The sequence below is a fragment of the Cytobacillus sp. NCCP-133 genome, assembly GCF_026011715.1.
Taxonomy (GTDB): Bacteria; Bacillota; Bacilli; order Bacillales; family Cytobacillaceae; genus Cytobacillus.
The window spans coordinates 1-15,767 of sequence record NZ_BRVM01000009.1 but is presented as its reverse complement, the minus strand read 5'-3'; the positions used below and the strand labels follow the sequence as shown (position 1 = coordinate 15,767).

Below are 15,767 nucleotides of genomic sequence, written 5' to 3'. Positions count from 1 at the left end.
AAATTATGAGAATTAATAATAATATTCAAGCACTAAATGCATACCGTAATCTTTCATCCAATCAAATGAACACTTCGCGCAATCTAGAGAGATTATCTTCCGGTATGCGCATCAACCGTGCAGCAGATGATGCAGCGGGTCTAGCGATCTCAGAAAAAATGCGTGCCCAAATCCGCGGTCTGCAAATGGCAGAGAGAAACTCTCTAGACGGAATCTCCCTAATCCAAACGGCAGAAGGTGCTCTAACAGAAGTACATAGCATGCTTCACCGTATGCGTGAACTTGCTGTACAGGCGGCAAACGACACGAATACAGAAACAGACCGTAAAGAAATCCAAAAAGAAATCGATCAGCTAACTTCGGAAATTAACCGTATCGGTAATGCTACTGAATTTAACAGCAAAAAGCTTCTTAATGGCGGGGCCACTAAAATTGCACCTGAAGTTGATAAGGCTGGGGTAGCTTTGGCTACTGGGGAAGTAAAGTTTGAAACACTTACTACAAGTATTGAGGGCGGCGGACAGGTCTCGGCGGTTACACCTGACCAGACTAGTACTCAAGAAAAGCTTGCAGAATATACAATAACTGTACCAGCATACACTAATAGTTCAGGTGATACGTTCATATTAGATTTTGACGGAGATAATACTCCGGATGTTACATTAACAGAAGGAAACGAATTTACTGGTGCAGGTGCAGCTGGAACAGATGGTGACGCAATTGCTTCCTATCTAAATGGGAATGCGCCATTCAATACGGATTGGGAAGCAACAGGAAACGGTGATGGCACAATAACCATAAAAGCAAAAACTGGAAAAGCATTTGCAGGTGCTCAAGGCAACAATTTAGAAGTTGGAGGTTCTGTTACACCAGCCCCTACAATAACGTTAGATAACAATGGAGTCACAGAACAGCAAGGTATGTATTCCTTCACAATCAACAAAAAGTTCACTGAAGGAGAAGTAATAACAGTCAATGGTAATGAATATACGTTCACTGCAGGTGGTACGGGTGCCAATGAAATTGATATTGCGGCAAACAATACAAAAGAACTACAGGCAACAGCTCTCTTGGCGAAAATACAGACAGCAGATGCTCGTTTTCCAAGTGGTGGATCTGTAACTGGAGCTACTATTCAGTTAGTAGAGGACGCGAATGGAATTACTGGTACTCCTCTTGCTGATCCTGGAATTACAAATGGAGTTGTAGAACAGCCAGGGAAATATTCAATAGAAATTTCCGAAATGTTCATCCAAGGCGAACAAATCGAAATCGCTGGTGAAAGCCTGACATTCGGCAACGAAACTGGACAAGTTCAAGTAGGAAATACCCTATCTGAACAAGCATCAAATATAAAAGCAGCTATTCAGGCAAATGCTGATTTAAATGGTAGATTTGATGCTAGCGTTGTAGACAATAAAATAACGCTTACAGAAAAAACAGGGCAAGCAACTGGAGTAGATCCACAGGTCGGAAGAGTAGGAAATACAGAAGGTACCCTTTACTTCAATCAAATAGCTGAAGCTAATGGTTCTACTATTAAAGCTAAATATGAAATCGACATTACAAATATCTTTAGAGAAAATGAAGTAATTTACTTAGGGGGAGAAACGTTAAAAGGTGTTACTGGAGCAGCTTCATCCTCAGCAGGTGAGTTTAGTGTTGATGGGAATGCCCGTGACCAGGCAAATAGTCTAATGCAAGCCATTTCAGCATCTTCACTCGGTTCGACTTATAATGTTTCAATTGCAGGTTCAAGAATAACTTTAGAAGAGAAGAGTTTTGGAGCTGAAACTGCACCATTAACAAAACCAGAAACTGATCTCGTAGCAGCCATCCCAGGCGAATTTAGCTTCAGCATCGAACGTGCCACAGTTGGTCAATCCTACACAATTGACGGCATTGAAATCGAAGTTGTCAATGACTCAACTAAATATAATGATGAAGTCAATACAGGATCGGCCATGCGCCACAGTGATATCCTATCTGAACAGGCTAATAATCTAAGAAATGCAATCGAAAGAAACCCTGTATTAGGAGCTAAATACTTTGTTGAAGGAACTGGAAATGAAGTCGTCCTTAAGCAAAGACCAGCCCATGAATCTGCTGTCCTTCCGCAAATCATGCTATCCAATGCAGGAGACGGTGATGTGTTCAAGTCCAACCTGCAAATCGGACCGAACCAGTCACAAATCATGACAGTGGAACTAAACGATATTCGTTCACCAAAACTAGGAATCTCCACGACAGACCCTAGAACAAAGATTGTCGATATCAATGGTGATCTGATCGATGGTGCTGCTTTCAACGTGATCAAAAATGTGACCAATGGCCTGAATGATGGAGCGGTGGAATATTCTATCGATGTTACTTCTCATGATAAAGCTTCTGCTGCGATCAAGCTGTTTGACACAGCGATCGAAAGAGTGAATGGAGAGCGTGCTTCTCTTGGTGCTCTTCAAAACCGTCTGGAGCATACAATTAACAACTTGAAAGTTACTCATGAAAATCTATCATCTTCAGAATCTCGTATTCGCGATGCTGATATGGCTCTTGAAATGACTTCTTTTACGAAAAATAATATTCTTAACCAGTCCGCTCAAGCGATGCTAGCCCAGGCAAACCAATTGCCGCAGGGCGTTCTGCAGCTGCTTCAAGGTTAATCATTTTGGGGGTGTGCCACTATGGCGCATCTCTCTTTTTTGTCAAGAATGTGTTAAAATAATTGTACACAGGAACATAAGGTGGTCATGAAAATGGACGTTCAAAAAGTCGGTAAAGCTGGCCTTGATCAAATTCAGAGCAAACAAAATGTCCCAGCTGAGAGCATCTCTTTTCAAGAGGTTATGTCCAAAGGACGCCAGCAAGTGCTATATGATAAATTCACAAAAATGGTTCAGGAAATTGAAGACCAGGGAAAAACTCTTTCTGAAAACCGAACAGTAGATGAGCTGCGGAAATATAAAAAGCTTGTAAAAAAGTTTATGGAAGAAGCTGTTCAAAACGGCTTACAGCTTGAAGAACAGCGCGGATTCAACCGACGCGGCAGAACAAAGATATATAAAATTGTCAAAGAGGTAGACCGTAAGCTGATTGACTTAACCAACTTCGTTCTAGATAAAGAAAAAAAAGGCATCGACATTTTGAATCAAATTGGGGAAATCAAAGGTCTTTTAATCAATATATACACATAAGACTGCTACTAGTGATTGGACTAGTAGTTTTTTCTCATTTAAGGGAAGCCTTCAAAAAGTTGTAACTTTTTCTTTACTTTTTAAAAGAGTTTACCGATATAAGAAAAGAGCGACAGAATGAACGCAGGATACACAATATAATTTTATAAATCAAGTGAGGTGATGGGAATGAAGATTAACAACATCGGCCGCACCAATATGAATCCGTACAATAAGCAAATGGACAAAATGGAAAAAGCTCAAAACGTTACTAAGAGAGATAAGATTGAAATTTCTTCAGAAGCCTTAAATCTTCAAAAAGGGAATCCGCTTGAAATGGAACGCCAGCAAAAAGTGGAGAAGCTAAAAGAAGAAGTTCAATCAGGGAAGTATGAAATTAACGCAAAAGAAGTTGCAAAAAAAATGTATGAGTTCTGGAATAAGTAATGTTCAGAATGGAGAGGACCATCCTTGTCTGCTGAAAAAATGATTAAAACACTTCAAAATTTATTGCTTCTATATAAAAGTCTGAATCAAATTGCTTTGAAAAAAACAGAAGTGATTAAAAAGGGCAATGCAGATTCTTTAAATGTGCTGATAAATGAAGAACAAAAGCATATCACAGGGATCACCAAATGGGAAAAGCTTTTAATGGACGATGCCAAGCAGTTTCTCTTAAAAAAGGGAATGACAGTAGAAACCCCCTCATTAAGTGATTCCATCATGCATTCTTCTATCGAGGAAAAGCAGACTCTTATTGATTTAAAAAACGATTTAACAGGACAAGTCAATTTATTAAAACAGCAAAATAATCTAAATCAGCAATTGTTAGAGCAATCATTACAGTTTGTCAATATGTCACTGGATATGCTTTTGCCCGCAATCGATTCCTTTAATTATGAACCTCCGAATCATTTGCAGGATCTTAGTGAAGACAAACGCTCTATATTTGATTCGAAAGCATAAGCGGGGGAGACATTCATGGCTTCTACTTTTCATGGATTAGAGATTGCCAAAAGAGGCATGTCCACTCAACAGGCAGCTTTATATACCACGGGACATAATATTGCCAATGCCAATACACCAGGCTACTCAAGACAAAGGGTTAATTTTTCCCAAACCGAACCTTATCCTGCTCCATCATTAAATCGTCCGCAGATTCCAGGACAAATGGGGACAGGTGTTCAGGCAGGATCCATTCAACGAATGAGGGACAGCTTTATCGATAACCAATTCCGCGGAGAGAATAATAAGCTAGGGTATTGGAGTGCGAAGAGTCAGGCGTTAAGTTCAATGGAAACCATTATGAACGAGCCGACAGAGCAGGGGCTTGCCAATACAATGGATCAGTTCTGGAAATCCCTTCAGGACTTATCTGTTACACCTCAAGATTCTGGGACGCGCTCGGTCGTCCGCCAGCGGGGGCAGGCAGTCGCTGATACGTTCAATTATCTGAGCAGCAGTTTGTCCGCCATAAAAGAAAATTATAAAACCGAAATAGATGTCACTCAAAAGGCGGTTAATTCCATTATTAAGCAGATTAATGATGTGAACGGGCAGATTGGTGACACAGAAGTTCATGGTTATCTGCCTAACGATTTATATGATAAAAGAGATCTATTATTAGATGAGTTATCGACCTACATGAATATAAAAATAGAGGCTAAGCCATCCGGTAGTTTGGCAGATGCGGGTGCAGAGGGTAAGTTTAACATCTATTTGGCTGACAATAATGGGAATGTTCTTAAAGATGACGCTGGAAACCCTATCAAACTAGTTGACGGTACAACTAAAGAATCTTACGGCTTTAGTATTCATTATGATTCATCTCAGTCCGATAATCCAGTTAGCAAAATAGCAATTTTGAAGCTCCATCAAGATGGCGGAGGTTTTGATGGCTTTGAACTTGACCCATCTGATCCTGCTAATGCCGTTAATTCCTTAAGCAGCTTTGAAAAATTTAAAAATAGTTCAAGCGGGAGTTTGATTTCTCATATCGAATCCTACGGGTATAAATCCGATGATGGAACAACAAAAGGTCTTTATCCGGATATGATGAAAAAGCTGGATGAAATGGCTTTTACTTTTGCACAGAAATTCAATGATATTCACCGGACTGGCTGGAGTACGAAAGAATTAGAAACTGGAATAAAAGATGGGAAGGATTTCTTCGCTTTTGAAGGTGAGTCAGCACCAACAAATTTAGATCCGTCAGGTGCAGCAAAAGGATTAATAATTTCAAAGGACATCTTGGAAAGTACCGACCATATTGCAGCTTCCTCAGCTGCTGATGAAAATGGAATCATTCCAGCAGACCAGGCCTTTGCAGGAAGCGGATCAAATGCAGGAGCACTTGCAAATGTGAAAGATGCAGTCTTAGAATACGGTGGAGCCACTTCTACTGTCACAAGCTTTTATCAATCCATTATCGGAGACATGGGTGTGAAAGCATCACAGGCCAATCAAATGACAAAAAATACGCAGGTGCTTGCTGAATCTGCGCTTACAAGACGGGAATCGGTATCCTCTGTTTCGCTTGATGAAGAAATGACCAATATGATCAAATTCCAGCATGCCTATAATGCGGCAGCCCGGAATATTACCATGGTTGATGAAATGCTGGATAAAATTATTAATAGCATGGGCTTAGTCGGCAGATAAGGCAGGTGAAATACAATGCGTATTACGCAAAATATGCTAATTCGAAATAACCTTACCTATATTAGCAATAATTATGAACGATACGGTGAAATCCTTGATCAGGTGAACTCCAATAAGAAGATTACCCGCCCTTCACAGGATCCCGTTATTGCAATTAAAGGGATGGAATACCGATCTCAAGTGGTGGAGGTAGAACAGTTTCAGCGGAATCTCGGTGAAGTGTACAGCTGGATGGATAATGCCGATGCAACACTTGATGAAACAACACAAGTACTGCACCGGATCAAAGAATTAACTGTCCAGGCTTCCAATGAAACCTATACGGCAGATCAGCGAAATGGTATTGCGAAGGAAATTAAGGAACTTCAAAAGCATCTGGAGGCACTCGCAAATACAAAGATTAATAACAACTATATTTTTAATGGCACAAACACTAGTACAAAGCCGGTAGACATTGCGAACATCGGCAAAACGGCAGCGGATATCACAGCAGATTCAGGCGGGAATTTTGTGATCAACCATGGCGGAAAGCAATTTTCGTTTGATAATGAAACAAGCTCCAATGTATTTGTCTTTAAAAATGGTGATAATCAGATCACAATTGATAATAATACGGATCAAATAGCGCTTGATGGAGACATAATTGAGGAACAAGAGATCATTATTTCTGATGCGAAATCAATTTCAACAAACCAGGAAAATTTTGAAATTGAAGCAATGAAGGGCATTAAAATCAATGTCAATATTGATCCGCAAACTGTCTTTTCAGCAGATATGTTCAAAGATGTTTCTGACCTCATCAAGGCTCTTGAAGAACCAAGCAATAAGGCAACGGATATTAATGCCTTTCTTAATAAAATCGAAAACCATTTTGATAAGGTAACAGCAGAAAGGTCAGACCTTGGTGCCAGATACAACCGCGTGGAACTCATTCAGGAACGATTGGGCCAACAGGACACCATTGCCAAGAAAACAATGTCAGAAAATGAAGACATTGATTTTGAAAAAGCGGTAACGGATCTGAAAATACAAGAATCCATTCACAGGGCAGCTCTTGCAGTGGGAGCACGAATCATTCAGCCAACATTAATGGATTTCTTGCGATAAGTTTAGTAGCTATCTTCTCTGTAAGATAGCTATTTTTCTATCAAAAAAGGAGTGGTACGATTGAAATGGCCACAGATACAAATAAATGCCGTCAGCGGGAAGATTGGTATTCAGAAAACCCCAACTGCCATTGAAATGAAGCAGCCCATGGCGGACATGAAAATCAGACAGCCTCATGCGGATGTGAAATATATCCAAAGAGATGCGGAAATAAAGATAGACCAGTCTGAAGCATTTGCAGATGCAGGATTAAAACCAATCAGCCAGCACATCCAGGAATGGGCGGCCAAAGGCAGGCAGCAGGTGTTAAAAGCAATGGCCACAGCAGCACGTCAAGGTGACCAAATGATGAAAATCGAAAACAAAGGTTTAGTTATCCAACAGATTGCCAAAACCAATAGTGAAAACCCAATGAGGGAATTTAATATCGGCTTTATCCCATCTTCACCATCGAGAGTAAAGATACACTACACCCCAGGTGAATTTAAAGTTAACGCGGCTCCTAAAGGAGCAGAAATTCAAATAAATCCTAACCAGCCGCAAATAAAGGTGAGAACAGGAAGCACAAAAATTTATCTCCAGCAAAAACCTTCCATCTCCTTTTCAATGCCCGGCTTAAATGTCGATTATAAAAAATAGAAAGAACGGTGAAACCATGAACATACAAACGAAATATCACGGAGAAACAGAAATCAATCCGGAAAACATCATCACGTTCGCAGACGGCATTCCAAGCTTCGAAGACGAAAAGAAATTTATCCTATTAGAACTTGGTGAAAACTCAGCTTACTTCGTCCTTCAATCAACCGTTGCACCAGCAGTTGCTTTCTTAGTCACAAGTCCATTCACCTTTTTTCCGGATTATCAAATTGAGTTATCAGATTCAGCTATTGAAAAATTGAAAATTGAAAACAAAGAAGATGTCGTTATTTTCGGAATCCTGACGGTAAAAGAGCCGTTCGACCAAACCACCATCAACCTAAAAGGCCCTGTTATTATTAACAGCAAGCAAAAACTCGGAAAGCAAATCGTCCTAAACGAAGCTGATTACCACACAAGACACGGACTGTTCCAGAAAAAATCCTCTGTAGGGGAGTGGCGCTAACATGCTAGTCCTAACCAGAAAATCAAACGAAGCCATCCGCATCGGGGATGATATCACAATCAAAATCCTCAGCATCGACGGCGACCAAATCAAAATCGGCATAGATGCACCAAAAAATATCGACATCCACCGCCAGGAAATCTACCTCGCCATACAGGAGGAAAACAAGCAAGCAGCCGAGCTATCCATCAACATTCTAGAAAGTTTTACAAAACAATTAAAAAAATGACAATATCTATTAAATAACCAGTAAAAAAGACCGATATAATCATTGTAAAACAAAATAAAAGCAGACGGCCGCTGTGATTATTTTGTTGGAACCACATGGATGTGGGGAAATGGAAATCAAGGAGGAAATGAATAATGATTATTAACAACAATATTCCGGCGTTGAATACTTACCGTCAGATGGGCGCTAACAATGCACAAGGTGCAAAGGCAATGGAGAAGCTATCTTCAGGACTTCGTATTAACCGTGCAGGAGACGATGCTGCTGGTCTAGCAATCTCTGAAAAAATGCGTGCACAAGTTCGTGGTTTAGACCAAGCAAGCCGTAACTCTCAAGATGGTATCTCAATGATCCAAACAGCTGAGGGTGCGCTTCAAGAAACTCATAACATTCTTCAACGTATGCGTGAGCTTGCTACACAAGCATCAAACGATACGAACGTAGAAGTAGACCGCAAAGAAATTCAGAAAGAAATGAATGCTTTAACTTCTGAAATTAACCGTATTGGTAATACGACTGAATTTAATACACAAAAACTACTAAACGGTGGCGGAGAAGTTAACGAAGTTGCAGTTAATGAGAGACTTGCGGGAGCACAAGCGGGTTCTATTTCGGCGATGTCTACGATAACAGGTTCTGTAGCAGAACAAGCTGGGGAAGCAACATTAGCAGTGACTTGGGATGCTGCAATTGCTGCTAACGATACAATTACTGTTGATGGTGAAGTATTTACAATTGTTGCCAGTGGTGCAGATGCTTCATTAGGACAGGTAAATAAAGGGGCAAATGCCACAGACTTAGCAAATAGTTTGGGGGCAGCAATTGCAGCAAACGATAAATTGAGTGAAAGGTATAGTGTAGACACTACGACTACAGCAGGATCAGTAATTTTAACTGAAAAAACAGGTCAAGCTACTGGTAATGCAACAACATTATCCAATACATTGACTGGTGCTGGTGACATTGGAACTACTCAAGGTACTGCCAGTATTGCTGAAGTACGTGGTGCATATGAATACAAAATTGAAGATGCATTTCAAGCAGTTGGATCTACAATTACCATTGGTGGTGAAACATTTACTGCGGTAGCTGATGGGGCTAATGCTAGCGATGGTCAATTTAATATTGGGACAAATCCTGAAGAGCAAGCAATTAGTTTAGCAGCTGCTATTAACGCTAATTCAGCTCTTGGTACGCGTTTTGATGCAACTGTTGACGGAGATACGATTCGTTTAACTGAAAAAATAGGTGAAGCTACTGGAAACACTGGTACTGGAGCTGATGTAGTAGGAAACGCTGTGTTAGCAAATAACACTGCTATTTCCGGTCAATATGCATTTGATGTAACTGAGGTTGCAGTAGGTGGGAAATACACTATTGACGGAGTAGATATCAAAGTTACTGATAAATTAAATGACCCAGGACTAGCCGATGGAACAGCAATGCTAAAATCAGATTCACTAGAGCAACAAACATTGAATCTTAAAAATGCAATTGAATCAAACAGCGATTTAAAAGACAAGTATAATGTTACGATTTCAGGTAGCAGAATGTACCTTGAACAAAAAGCTGGTGAAGAATCAATTGAAGGACCAGAAATTAGTACAAATAATTTTGGAAAAGACAATTTCCAAGCTACTTTCCAAGTTGGATCTAACTCAGGTCAAGGTATGACTATTGAAATTGATGATATGCGTTCTAAAGCTTTAAAAATTAGTGGCGATGAAGCAAGTGCTACTATAAAAGCTAGTAATGGTTCAGAAGCTAGTTTTGTTGCTATTGCTAACGTTACAAATGGTACTGATTCTGCCAATACTGAGTTTGCTTTAGATGTATCAAGCAATGAAAAGGCTCAAGCAGCAATTAGTGTTATTAATGATGCAATCGAGACTATTTCTAGCCAACGTTCTAACCTTGGTGCATTCCAAAATCGTTTAGAACACACAATTTCTAACTTAAGCAACTCTTCTGAGAACTTACAAGCAGCTGAGTCTCGTATCCGTGACGTAGACATGGCTAAAGAAGTAATGGAAATGACTCGTGCTAACATCCTGGGTCAAGCTTCTCAAGCTATGCTTGCTCAAGCTAACCAAAAGCCACAATCAGTACTACAATTATTAGGATAATTAAACCAATATAATTAATAAGAAGGACTTCAGCATTATTGTTGGAGTCCTTCTTTCCTTAATGCTGGTGCCTGACCCCACAATCTGTAAAGCGCTAAAGTATAGTGGTTCACTTTCCCAGTTTTCATATATTTTCTGATATTAGTACAAGGAGGAGTCTGCATGGACAAGGAGAATCAGGAAAGGTTAAGATTCCTCGAGGATCAGTTGTTATGGAGCTGGAGCGTGCCCGCGTTTTGGATGAGATTGAGGCGAAGCTTCAGGACATGAAACGGATAGCGGAGGTTGCGCTGGATGGCGAGTTTTCATATTCTGAAGGGAAGCATTGCATCTTCGATTGATAGGACTCTTCTATTTGATCATGCTAAACTTCATTGAGTTTCTACCGATATTAAGTTTAAGATACATAGAAAATCTTACAAAGGCAGGACGACATAATGGAAAAATACATCGAAGTGATGAAAAAGTCTCAGGAACTTGCTGAGACGGTTCTTGAAGGTTTACAGCATATCCAGAAGCTTATAGGGGAGGGAAAGCATGAGCAATCCATTCTCATGTTTGAAGATGTGCTGCTTGCGTACACAACTATTTGGAGAACGATTGAACCAGCCATTCGTGAATTGGGCAATGAATCAATTCCGGTTAGACAAGCGGATGTCAGCAAGGCAGCTGAGCTAGTCGTCAGTGTGTTTGAGGAAAAGAACGATGCGAAAGTGCAGGAAGTTCTTCAGTTTACGCTTGTTCCCCAGTTTAAAAAGTTAAAAGCAGAACTTGAGCAAGCATTCCAGCCTTTTTTAGTTTCATAATCGATTAAAGAAAAGGACGTGTTAGGATGGACATTGCCCTACTTTCCATGGCACTCAGTCAGGGCCAGGTTCAGCAGCAGGCTTCTCTTTCAGTCATGAAGCAAGCGATGGATCAGACGCTGCAAGGTGCTGATGGATTAACCAAAATGATGGCCTCAGCAGATGTCGCGGCCCTTCAGCACATAGCCCAGCCGCATTTGGGGGGGAATATCGATTTCAAAGGGTAACTTACAAGAGCAGCCGGGATAGGTTGCTTTTTTTAGCCCTTTTTTTAGTTTGTTTCTTATATATACTCAGTTCAATATGCTGAGTTGATTGGAGCGGAGGGCACTTGATCCTCGAAAATGCTGACGCATTTCCTTCGTGCGGTGTTCATTCGAGGAAGCTTATTCAATGTCCTGCGGGAGGAGAGGGAGCGGGAGACCCCACAGGCGAAGCCGAGGAGGTTCCTGTTCCTCCCCGCGGAAAGCAAGTGCCCACAGCGGAAATCAACGGGCTAAATTGAATAGAAAAAACATCATTTTATTGATAATAATTGTCGAAAACTTAAAAAGAACAGGCTCTAAAAGAAACAGACTGTACTGACGATATAAAAAAAAAGGGTTATTTATGGAGGGAATAATAATGGAAATCACACAAAAAATCCCTGCCCAGCCTTCAGTCAGTACACAGCTAAGCAAGTCAGCAGAAAGTATGCCGGGGAATGAAACAGTTCAAAAAAGAGAGCAGGAGAAAGACCAAGCATCCGTTCTTCCAGCAAAAGACAAAGTAGAAACACAGGTCGACAGCATGAACAAGCTCCTTGAAGTAAACTTAACTTCATTAAAATTCAATCTTCATGAAGAAACAGACAGATATTATGTCGAAGTTGTCGATCAGAAAACAAAGGAAGTCGTAAAGGAAATCCCTCCAAAGGAATTTTTGGACTTGATGGCAAGAATTACTGAATTTACAGGTATTTTAATGGATAAAAAGGCTTGAGAGAGAAGGGTGATAAACTCTTCTTTTTCTTTTGCGGAAAACCTTGAAACCTGAAGTTTCCTGCCGATAAAAAGGATATATGATGAAAAGGATAATCTCCATGATGAAAGGGAGGATCTCAATTGGCTGGATTAAGAATCAGCGGCCTGGCCACTGGAATGGACATTGACAGCATCGTCCAGGACATGATACGGGCAAAGCGTGTACCATATGATAAAATGGCGCAGAAAAAGCAGACATTGGAATGGAAGCGGGATAATTACCGTGAAATGAATACACTTCTTTTTTCACTGCGTGAAGAAACGCTGAAAATGCGCTTAAGCACAACTTTCCTTGCGAAGAATGCCACTTCTTCGAATGATAATAGAATTTCTGCAAAAGCAGACTCAACCGCAGGCAACACATCCTATACATTTAATAAAGTCGAGCGCCTTGCGACTGTGGCGACGAATGCAAGTGAAAATACAATTTCCGGAAGCGGCGGGAAGATTGACACAAAGGTCAGCATTTACTCTTTGCAGGGTAAGTTTTCGGGTGATATAGGCAATTTTAATTGGAAGAGGACGGACATAGATGGCATAACGGAAAATGTCAAACTATCTGCAGCAAGTAAAACTGCAAAGCTAGAGGACCTATCCGGGGGAACCATTCAAAGTATTGACAATACAGTGATCCAGGTGAAAAAGGCAGATGGAACGGCTGGTGATACATTTTCGGTCACAACAAATCCGGATGATCTGGCTAATCTTGCGGAAGACCAGGTATATGTGAACAAAGAGACCGGCCAGCTGACATTTGGAAAACAATTGGCTGCCGGAAGCAGTTTCGACCTTTCTTATAAATATGTGCAAAAGGAAAATTTTACGGCAGGCTCGAGCAATGAGTTCAAGCTAAAGCATCCTGGCATCACCGGAACAGAAAATGTGAAAATTACCGTCACGACATATGAACGAAACGCAGATGGCAGCATGAAAAAAGATTCCAGCGGAAATGCGGTCGAGTCGGGCAAAACGACGTATACATCAGCAGAATTGACTGCTAATGGGGATGGAACTTTTTCGAGTGATGATGGGAATGTAACTCTCGATGGAGTTAGTGGTAAGATTATTTTTACGGACAAGCCGGCAGAAGGCACAAAAATCGAAGCGGAATACGGCTATTCTGTGTTCGAATCGAAAATGACCTCGCATACTTCAAAAGGACAGGTAACCGAGACATTTAATTATAAGGCTGGCGATTCATTTGATTCGATTTTAACGAAAATCTCGAAATCGGATTTAGGTGTTACAGCTTTTTACGATGAATATGCTGACAAAGTTACATTTACCCGGACGGAAACAGGCGATTACAATGCAAATGCCTATAATGCGGACGGGACTTTGGCCACCCGTACCACAGAAATGAATTTTATGAACGATCCTTTCTTCAAAAACATTTTGCAGCTTCACGGGCGCAATGAAGCTGGCGGAGAAGATGCCAAGTTCACAATCAATGGACTGGACACAGGCCGTCATACGAATGATTTTACTCTTAATGGTGTTACCTTTACGTTAAAAGAAACCTTTGGTGATGCATCTCCTGTAACAATTGGTACAAGCACTGACACCGAAAGAGTGTTTGAAAACATTAAAGGGTTTATCGATAAATACAATGAGACAATTGAAAAGATTAATAAGAAAATTGGTGAAGACCGCTACCGTGATTTCACTCCGCTCAACAGCGAGCAAAAAGAAGCGATGAGTGAAAAAGAAGTCGAGCTCTGGGAAGAAAAGGCAAAAAGCGGCCTGCTTCGCCGGGACCAGACATTGATGAATGTGTTAGATAAAATGCGTGTGGATTTTTATGGTTCAGTTGATTTTAAAGGGGCAAATCAATATAAACAGTTGACAGCCATCGGCATTACCACCACCAATTTATATAATGTCAACAAAGGAAAGCTTGAAATCAACGAAGAGAAATTAAAGGCAGCTATTAATGAAGACCCTGAAGCTGTTTATCAGATTTTTGCGGCAGATGGTGCAACGTCCGCGCAAAAAGGGGTTGCGAGACGGCTGCGTGAATCGCTGACAACTGCTATACAAAACATCGAAAATACAGCGGGAAGCGAAACAAAAAGCCAGTTTACGATAGGAAAAAACCTCGAAGATTTAAACGAACGAATGACAAGCTTTGAAAGCAGATTAAAACAATATGAAGATCAATATTACAAACAGTTCACGGCCATGGAGCAGGCAGTCCAAAAGATGAACCAGCAATCATCTTACCTGATGCAGCAGCTGGGTGTGTTCCAACAACAGTAAAAGCGGGAGTGAATAAAATGGCTATACCGAATCCATATAAAACGTATAAAGAAAATACAGTTACCCAAGCTTCTCCTGCCGAATTGACGCTTATGCTTTATAATGGGGCCCTTAAGTTTATAAAGCTGGCTAAGCAGGGAATCGAAGAGCAAAACATGGAGATGAAAAACACCAATATCCAGAAAACGCAAAGCATTGTTCAGGAGCTCATGATCACATTAAATACTGACATTGAACTATCCAATAACTTAATGAGAATGTATGACTATATGTTCCGCCAGCTTGTCGAAGCGAATGTCAAAAACGATGTCAAGCTGCTTGTCGAAGTGGAAGGTTTCCTTGTTGAATTCAGAGATGCCTGGAAAGAAATGATTCAGCAAAGCCGCAAAGGCGTCCAAAACGGTAAAGCTTAATGAGTGTGGTTCAAAAAGTTCATCAGCAAACCGCTAAACTTTATAACCTGCTGCAGTCGAAGCAGGAAAACCGAGATAAGCTAATCGGGCAAATCAATGCGTTACTAGTAGAGCGTCAGCAGTCACTTCAGTTTTTTAAGCCTCCATTTACAGAGGAAGAAAAACGGCTGGGTGAGGAGATCCTTTCTTATGATAAAAAAATAAATGTTCTTCTATCAAACGTTATGGGCGAAATTAAGAGGGATATTGTTTCATTAAAAGCTAAAAAGCATCAGAGTATAAGATATGAAAATCCATATAACACTTCTCCGCAGGATGGAATGTTTTTGGATAAGAAGAATTAAGTAAGAGGGACAGAATCATGTCCCTCTAAAGCTAGTGCCTGACCCCACATTCTTGACCCCACAATCTGTAAAGCACTAAAGTATAAAGTTTTTTTCCCCGTTTTTCACTTCCCGCCCATTACGTTATATTTAAGAAGGAAAGTATTTTTGAGGGAATTAGTACAGGGAGGGATCTGCTTGGACAAGCACGAAAGGTTAAGATTTCTTGAAGGGCAGCTTTTATGGAGTATGGAGCGTGCGCGCATTTTGGATGAGATTGAGGCGAAGCTTCAGGAGATGAAAAGGATAGCAGCGTATGCACTGAATTGCGAGCTTGTCTATTTTGAAGGGGAAGCGTTGAACCTTCGAATAGTTGTATTGAAGGAAGAGGTGATTTCGTTAGAGCAAAAGCTGCAGATGAATTTTCATTAATAGTTTTGTGATTGGAGCAAGCGGCGAATGTGTTTTTGTTGGTGCCTAGTGTAGTAAATAGATCAAAATCATAAAAAAGACCACCGTTTTCAATGTAAAATGGAAGTACCT

General features: G+C 40.6%; 18 protein-coding genes. All 18 read left to right on the top strand.

All coding sequences use genetic code 11. The features are described from left to right. Positions 1–5: 5 nt before the first annotated feature. The 18 genes from NCCP133_RS21865 (at position 6) to NCCP133_RS11805 (ending at position 15,656) form a co-directional block, all read left to right on the top strand. The gene (locus NCCP133_RS21865; protein WP_309298061.1) at positions 6–2,663 is read left to right on the top strand and encodes a flagellin N-terminal helical domain-containing protein; all 2,658 of its coding nucleotides are present in this window, start codon (positions 6–8) and stop codon (positions 2,661–2,663) included. A 93-nt stretch (positions 2,664–2,756) separates the two neighbouring features. Next, a complete protein-coding gene (locus NCCP133_RS11890) occupies positions 2,757–3,194 on the top strand; it encodes a YaaR family protein (protein ID WP_264805216.1) in 438 nt (145 codons plus the stop codon). A 168-nt stretch (positions 3,195–3,362) separates the two neighbouring features. Beyond that, a complete protein-coding gene (gene flgM, locus NCCP133_RS11885; RefSeq protein WP_264805215.1) occupies positions 3,363–3,620 on the top strand; it encodes a flagellar biosynthesis anti-sigma factor FlgM in 258 nt (85 codons plus the stop codon). 24 nt (positions 3,621–3,644) lie between these two features. Beyond that, positions 3,645–4,139, top strand: coding sequence for a flagellar protein FlgN (locus tag NCCP133_RS11880; RefSeq protein ID WP_264805214.1), 495 nt, complete (start codon positions 3,645–3,647; stop codon positions 4,137–4,139). 15 nt (positions 4,140–4,154) lie between these two features. Beyond that, positions 4,155–5,834 carry a flagellar hook-associated protein FlgK gene (gene flgK, locus NCCP133_RS11875; RefSeq protein ID WP_264805213.1) on the top strand — a complete coding sequence of 560 codons (1,680 nt, stop codon included), beginning with the start codon at positions 4,155–4,157 and terminating at the stop codon, positions 5,832–5,834. Positions 5,835–5,849: 15 nt separating this feature from the next. After that, positions 5,850–6,941, top strand: coding sequence for a flagellar hook-associated protein FlgL (gene flgL / locus NCCP133_RS11870; protein WP_264805212.1), 1,092 nt, complete (start codon positions 5,850–5,852; stop codon positions 6,939–6,941). 60 nt (positions 6,942–7,001) lie between these two features. Further along, positions 7,002–7,580: a DUF6470 family protein gene (locus NCCP133_RS11865; protein WP_264805210.1), complete on the top strand. Its 579-nt coding sequence runs from the start codon at positions 7,002–7,004 to the stop codon at positions 7,578–7,580. Positions 7,581–7,596: 16 nt separating this feature from the next. Further along, positions 7,597–8,046 carry a flagellar assembly protein FliW gene (gene fliW, locus NCCP133_RS11860; RefSeq protein WP_264805209.1) on the top strand — a complete coding sequence of 150 codons (450 nt, stop codon included), beginning with the start codon at positions 7,597–7,599 and terminating at the stop codon, positions 8,044–8,046. A 1-nt stretch (position 8,047) separates the two neighbouring features. Next, on the top strand, positions 8,048–8,275 hold the full coding sequence (gene csrA / locus NCCP133_RS11855; RefSeq protein ID WP_264805207.1) for a carbon storage regulator CsrA: 228 nt from the start codon (positions 8,048–8,050) through the stop codon (positions 8,273–8,275). Between the two features lie 134 nt (positions 8,276–8,409). Next, positions 8,410–10,401: a flagellin N-terminal helical domain-containing protein gene (locus NCCP133_RS21860; protein WP_309298060.1), complete on the top strand. Its 1,992-nt coding sequence runs from the start codon at positions 8,410–8,412 to the stop codon at positions 10,399–10,401. 212 nt (positions 10,402–10,613) lie between these two features. Further along, the gene (locus tag NCCP133_RS11840; protein ID WP_264805205.1) at positions 10,614–10,742 is read left to right on the top strand and encodes a hypothetical protein; all 129 of its coding nucleotides are present in this window, start codon (positions 10,614–10,616) and stop codon (positions 10,740–10,742) included. A gap of 96 nt (positions 10,743–10,838) precedes the next feature. Next, positions 10,839–11,207 (top strand): hypothetical protein, encoded by a 369-nt coding sequence (locus tag NCCP133_RS11835; RefSeq protein WP_264805204.1) that lies wholly within the window; start codon positions 10,839–10,841, stop codon positions 11,205–11,207. Positions 11,208–11,233: 26 nt separating this feature from the next. After that, complete coding sequence (locus tag NCCP133_RS11830) at positions 11,234–11,434, top strand: YjfB family protein (RefSeq protein WP_264805203.1); 201 nt, start codon at positions 11,234–11,236, stop codon at positions 11,432–11,434. Positions 11,435–11,831: 397 nt separating this feature from the next. Next, positions 11,832–12,188, top strand: a complete 357-nt coding sequence (flaG, locus tag NCCP133_RS11825; protein WP_264805202.1) for a flagellar protein FlaG — start codon at positions 11,832–11,834, stop codon at positions 12,186–12,188. Positions 12,189–12,310: 122 nt separating this feature from the next. After that, a complete protein-coding gene (gene fliD / locus NCCP133_RS11820; protein ID WP_264805200.1) occupies positions 12,311–14,488 on the top strand; it encodes a flagellar filament capping protein FliD in 2,178 nt (725 codons plus the stop codon). 17 nt (positions 14,489–14,505) lie between these two features. Then, positions 14,506–14,901 carry a flagellar export chaperone FliS gene (gene fliS / locus NCCP133_RS11815; RefSeq protein WP_264805199.1) on the top strand — a complete coding sequence of 132 codons (396 nt, stop codon included), beginning with the start codon at positions 14,506–14,508 and terminating at the stop codon, positions 14,899–14,901. Then, positions 14,901–15,245, top strand: a complete 345-nt coding sequence (locus NCCP133_RS11810) for a hypothetical protein (RefSeq protein WP_264805198.1) — start codon at positions 14,901–14,903, stop codon at positions 15,243–15,245. The genes fliS and NCCP133_RS11810 overlap by 1 nt, the downstream gene beginning before the upstream one ends. 177 nt (positions 15,246–15,422) lie before the next feature. Next, positions 15,423–15,656 (top strand): hypothetical protein, encoded by a 234-nt coding sequence (locus tag NCCP133_RS11805; RefSeq protein WP_264805197.1) that lies wholly within the window; start codon positions 15,423–15,425, stop codon positions 15,654–15,656. Positions 15,657–15,767: the final 111 nt, after the last annotated feature.

Bases quoted from the DNA above. Each gene is read 5' to 3' on its own strand.
- NCCP133_RS11840 (WP_264805205.1), top strand. From the start codon at position 10,614: ATGGAGCTGGAGCGTGCCCGCGTTTTGGATGAGATTGAGGCGAAGCTT.
- flaG (WP_264805202.1), top strand. From the start codon at position 11,832: ATGGAAATCACACAAAAAATCCCTGCCCAGCCTTCAGTCAGTACACAG.
- flgK (WP_264805213.1), top strand. From the start codon at position 4,155: ATGGCTTCTACTTTTCATGGATTAGAGATTGCCAAAAGAGGCATGTCC.
- fliW (WP_264805209.1), top strand. From the start codon at position 7,597: ATGAACATACAAACGAAATATCACGGAGAAACAGAAATCAATCCGGAA.
- NCCP133_RS11890 (WP_264805216.1), top strand. From the start codon at position 2,757: ATGGACGTTCAAAAAGTCGGTAAAGCTGGCCTTGATCAAATTCAGAGC.
- flgM (WP_264805215.1), top strand. From the start codon at position 3,363: ATGAAGATTAACAACATCGGCCGCACCAATATGAATCCGTACAATAAG.
- flgL (WP_264805212.1), top strand. From the start codon at position 5,850: ATGCGTATTACGCAAAATATGCTAATTCGAAATAACCTTACCTATATT.
- NCCP133_RS11835 (WP_264805204.1), top strand. From the start codon at position 10,839: ATGGAAAAATACATCGAAGTGATGAAAAAGTCTCAGGAACTTGCTGAG.
- NCCP133_RS11810 (WP_264805198.1), top strand. From the start codon at position 14,901: ATGAGTGTGGTTCAAAAAGTTCATCAGCAAACCGCTAAACTTTATAAC.
- NCCP133_RS21865 (WP_309298061.1), top strand. From the start codon at position 6: ATGAGAATTAATAATAATATTCAAGCACTAAATGCATACCGTAATCTT.
- csrA (WP_264805207.1), top strand. From the start codon at position 8,048: ATGCTAGTCCTAACCAGAAAATCAAACGAAGCCATCCGCATCGGGGAT.
- NCCP133_RS21860 (WP_309298060.1), top strand. From the start codon at position 8,410: ATGATTATTAACAACAATATTCCGGCGTTGAATACTTACCGTCAGATG.
- fliS (WP_264805199.1), top strand. From the start codon at position 14,506: ATGGCTATACCGAATCCATATAAAACGTATAAAGAAAATACAGTTACC.
- NCCP133_RS11830 (WP_264805203.1), top strand. From the start codon at position 11,234: ATGGACATTGCCCTACTTTCCATGGCACTCAGTCAGGGCCAGGTTCAG.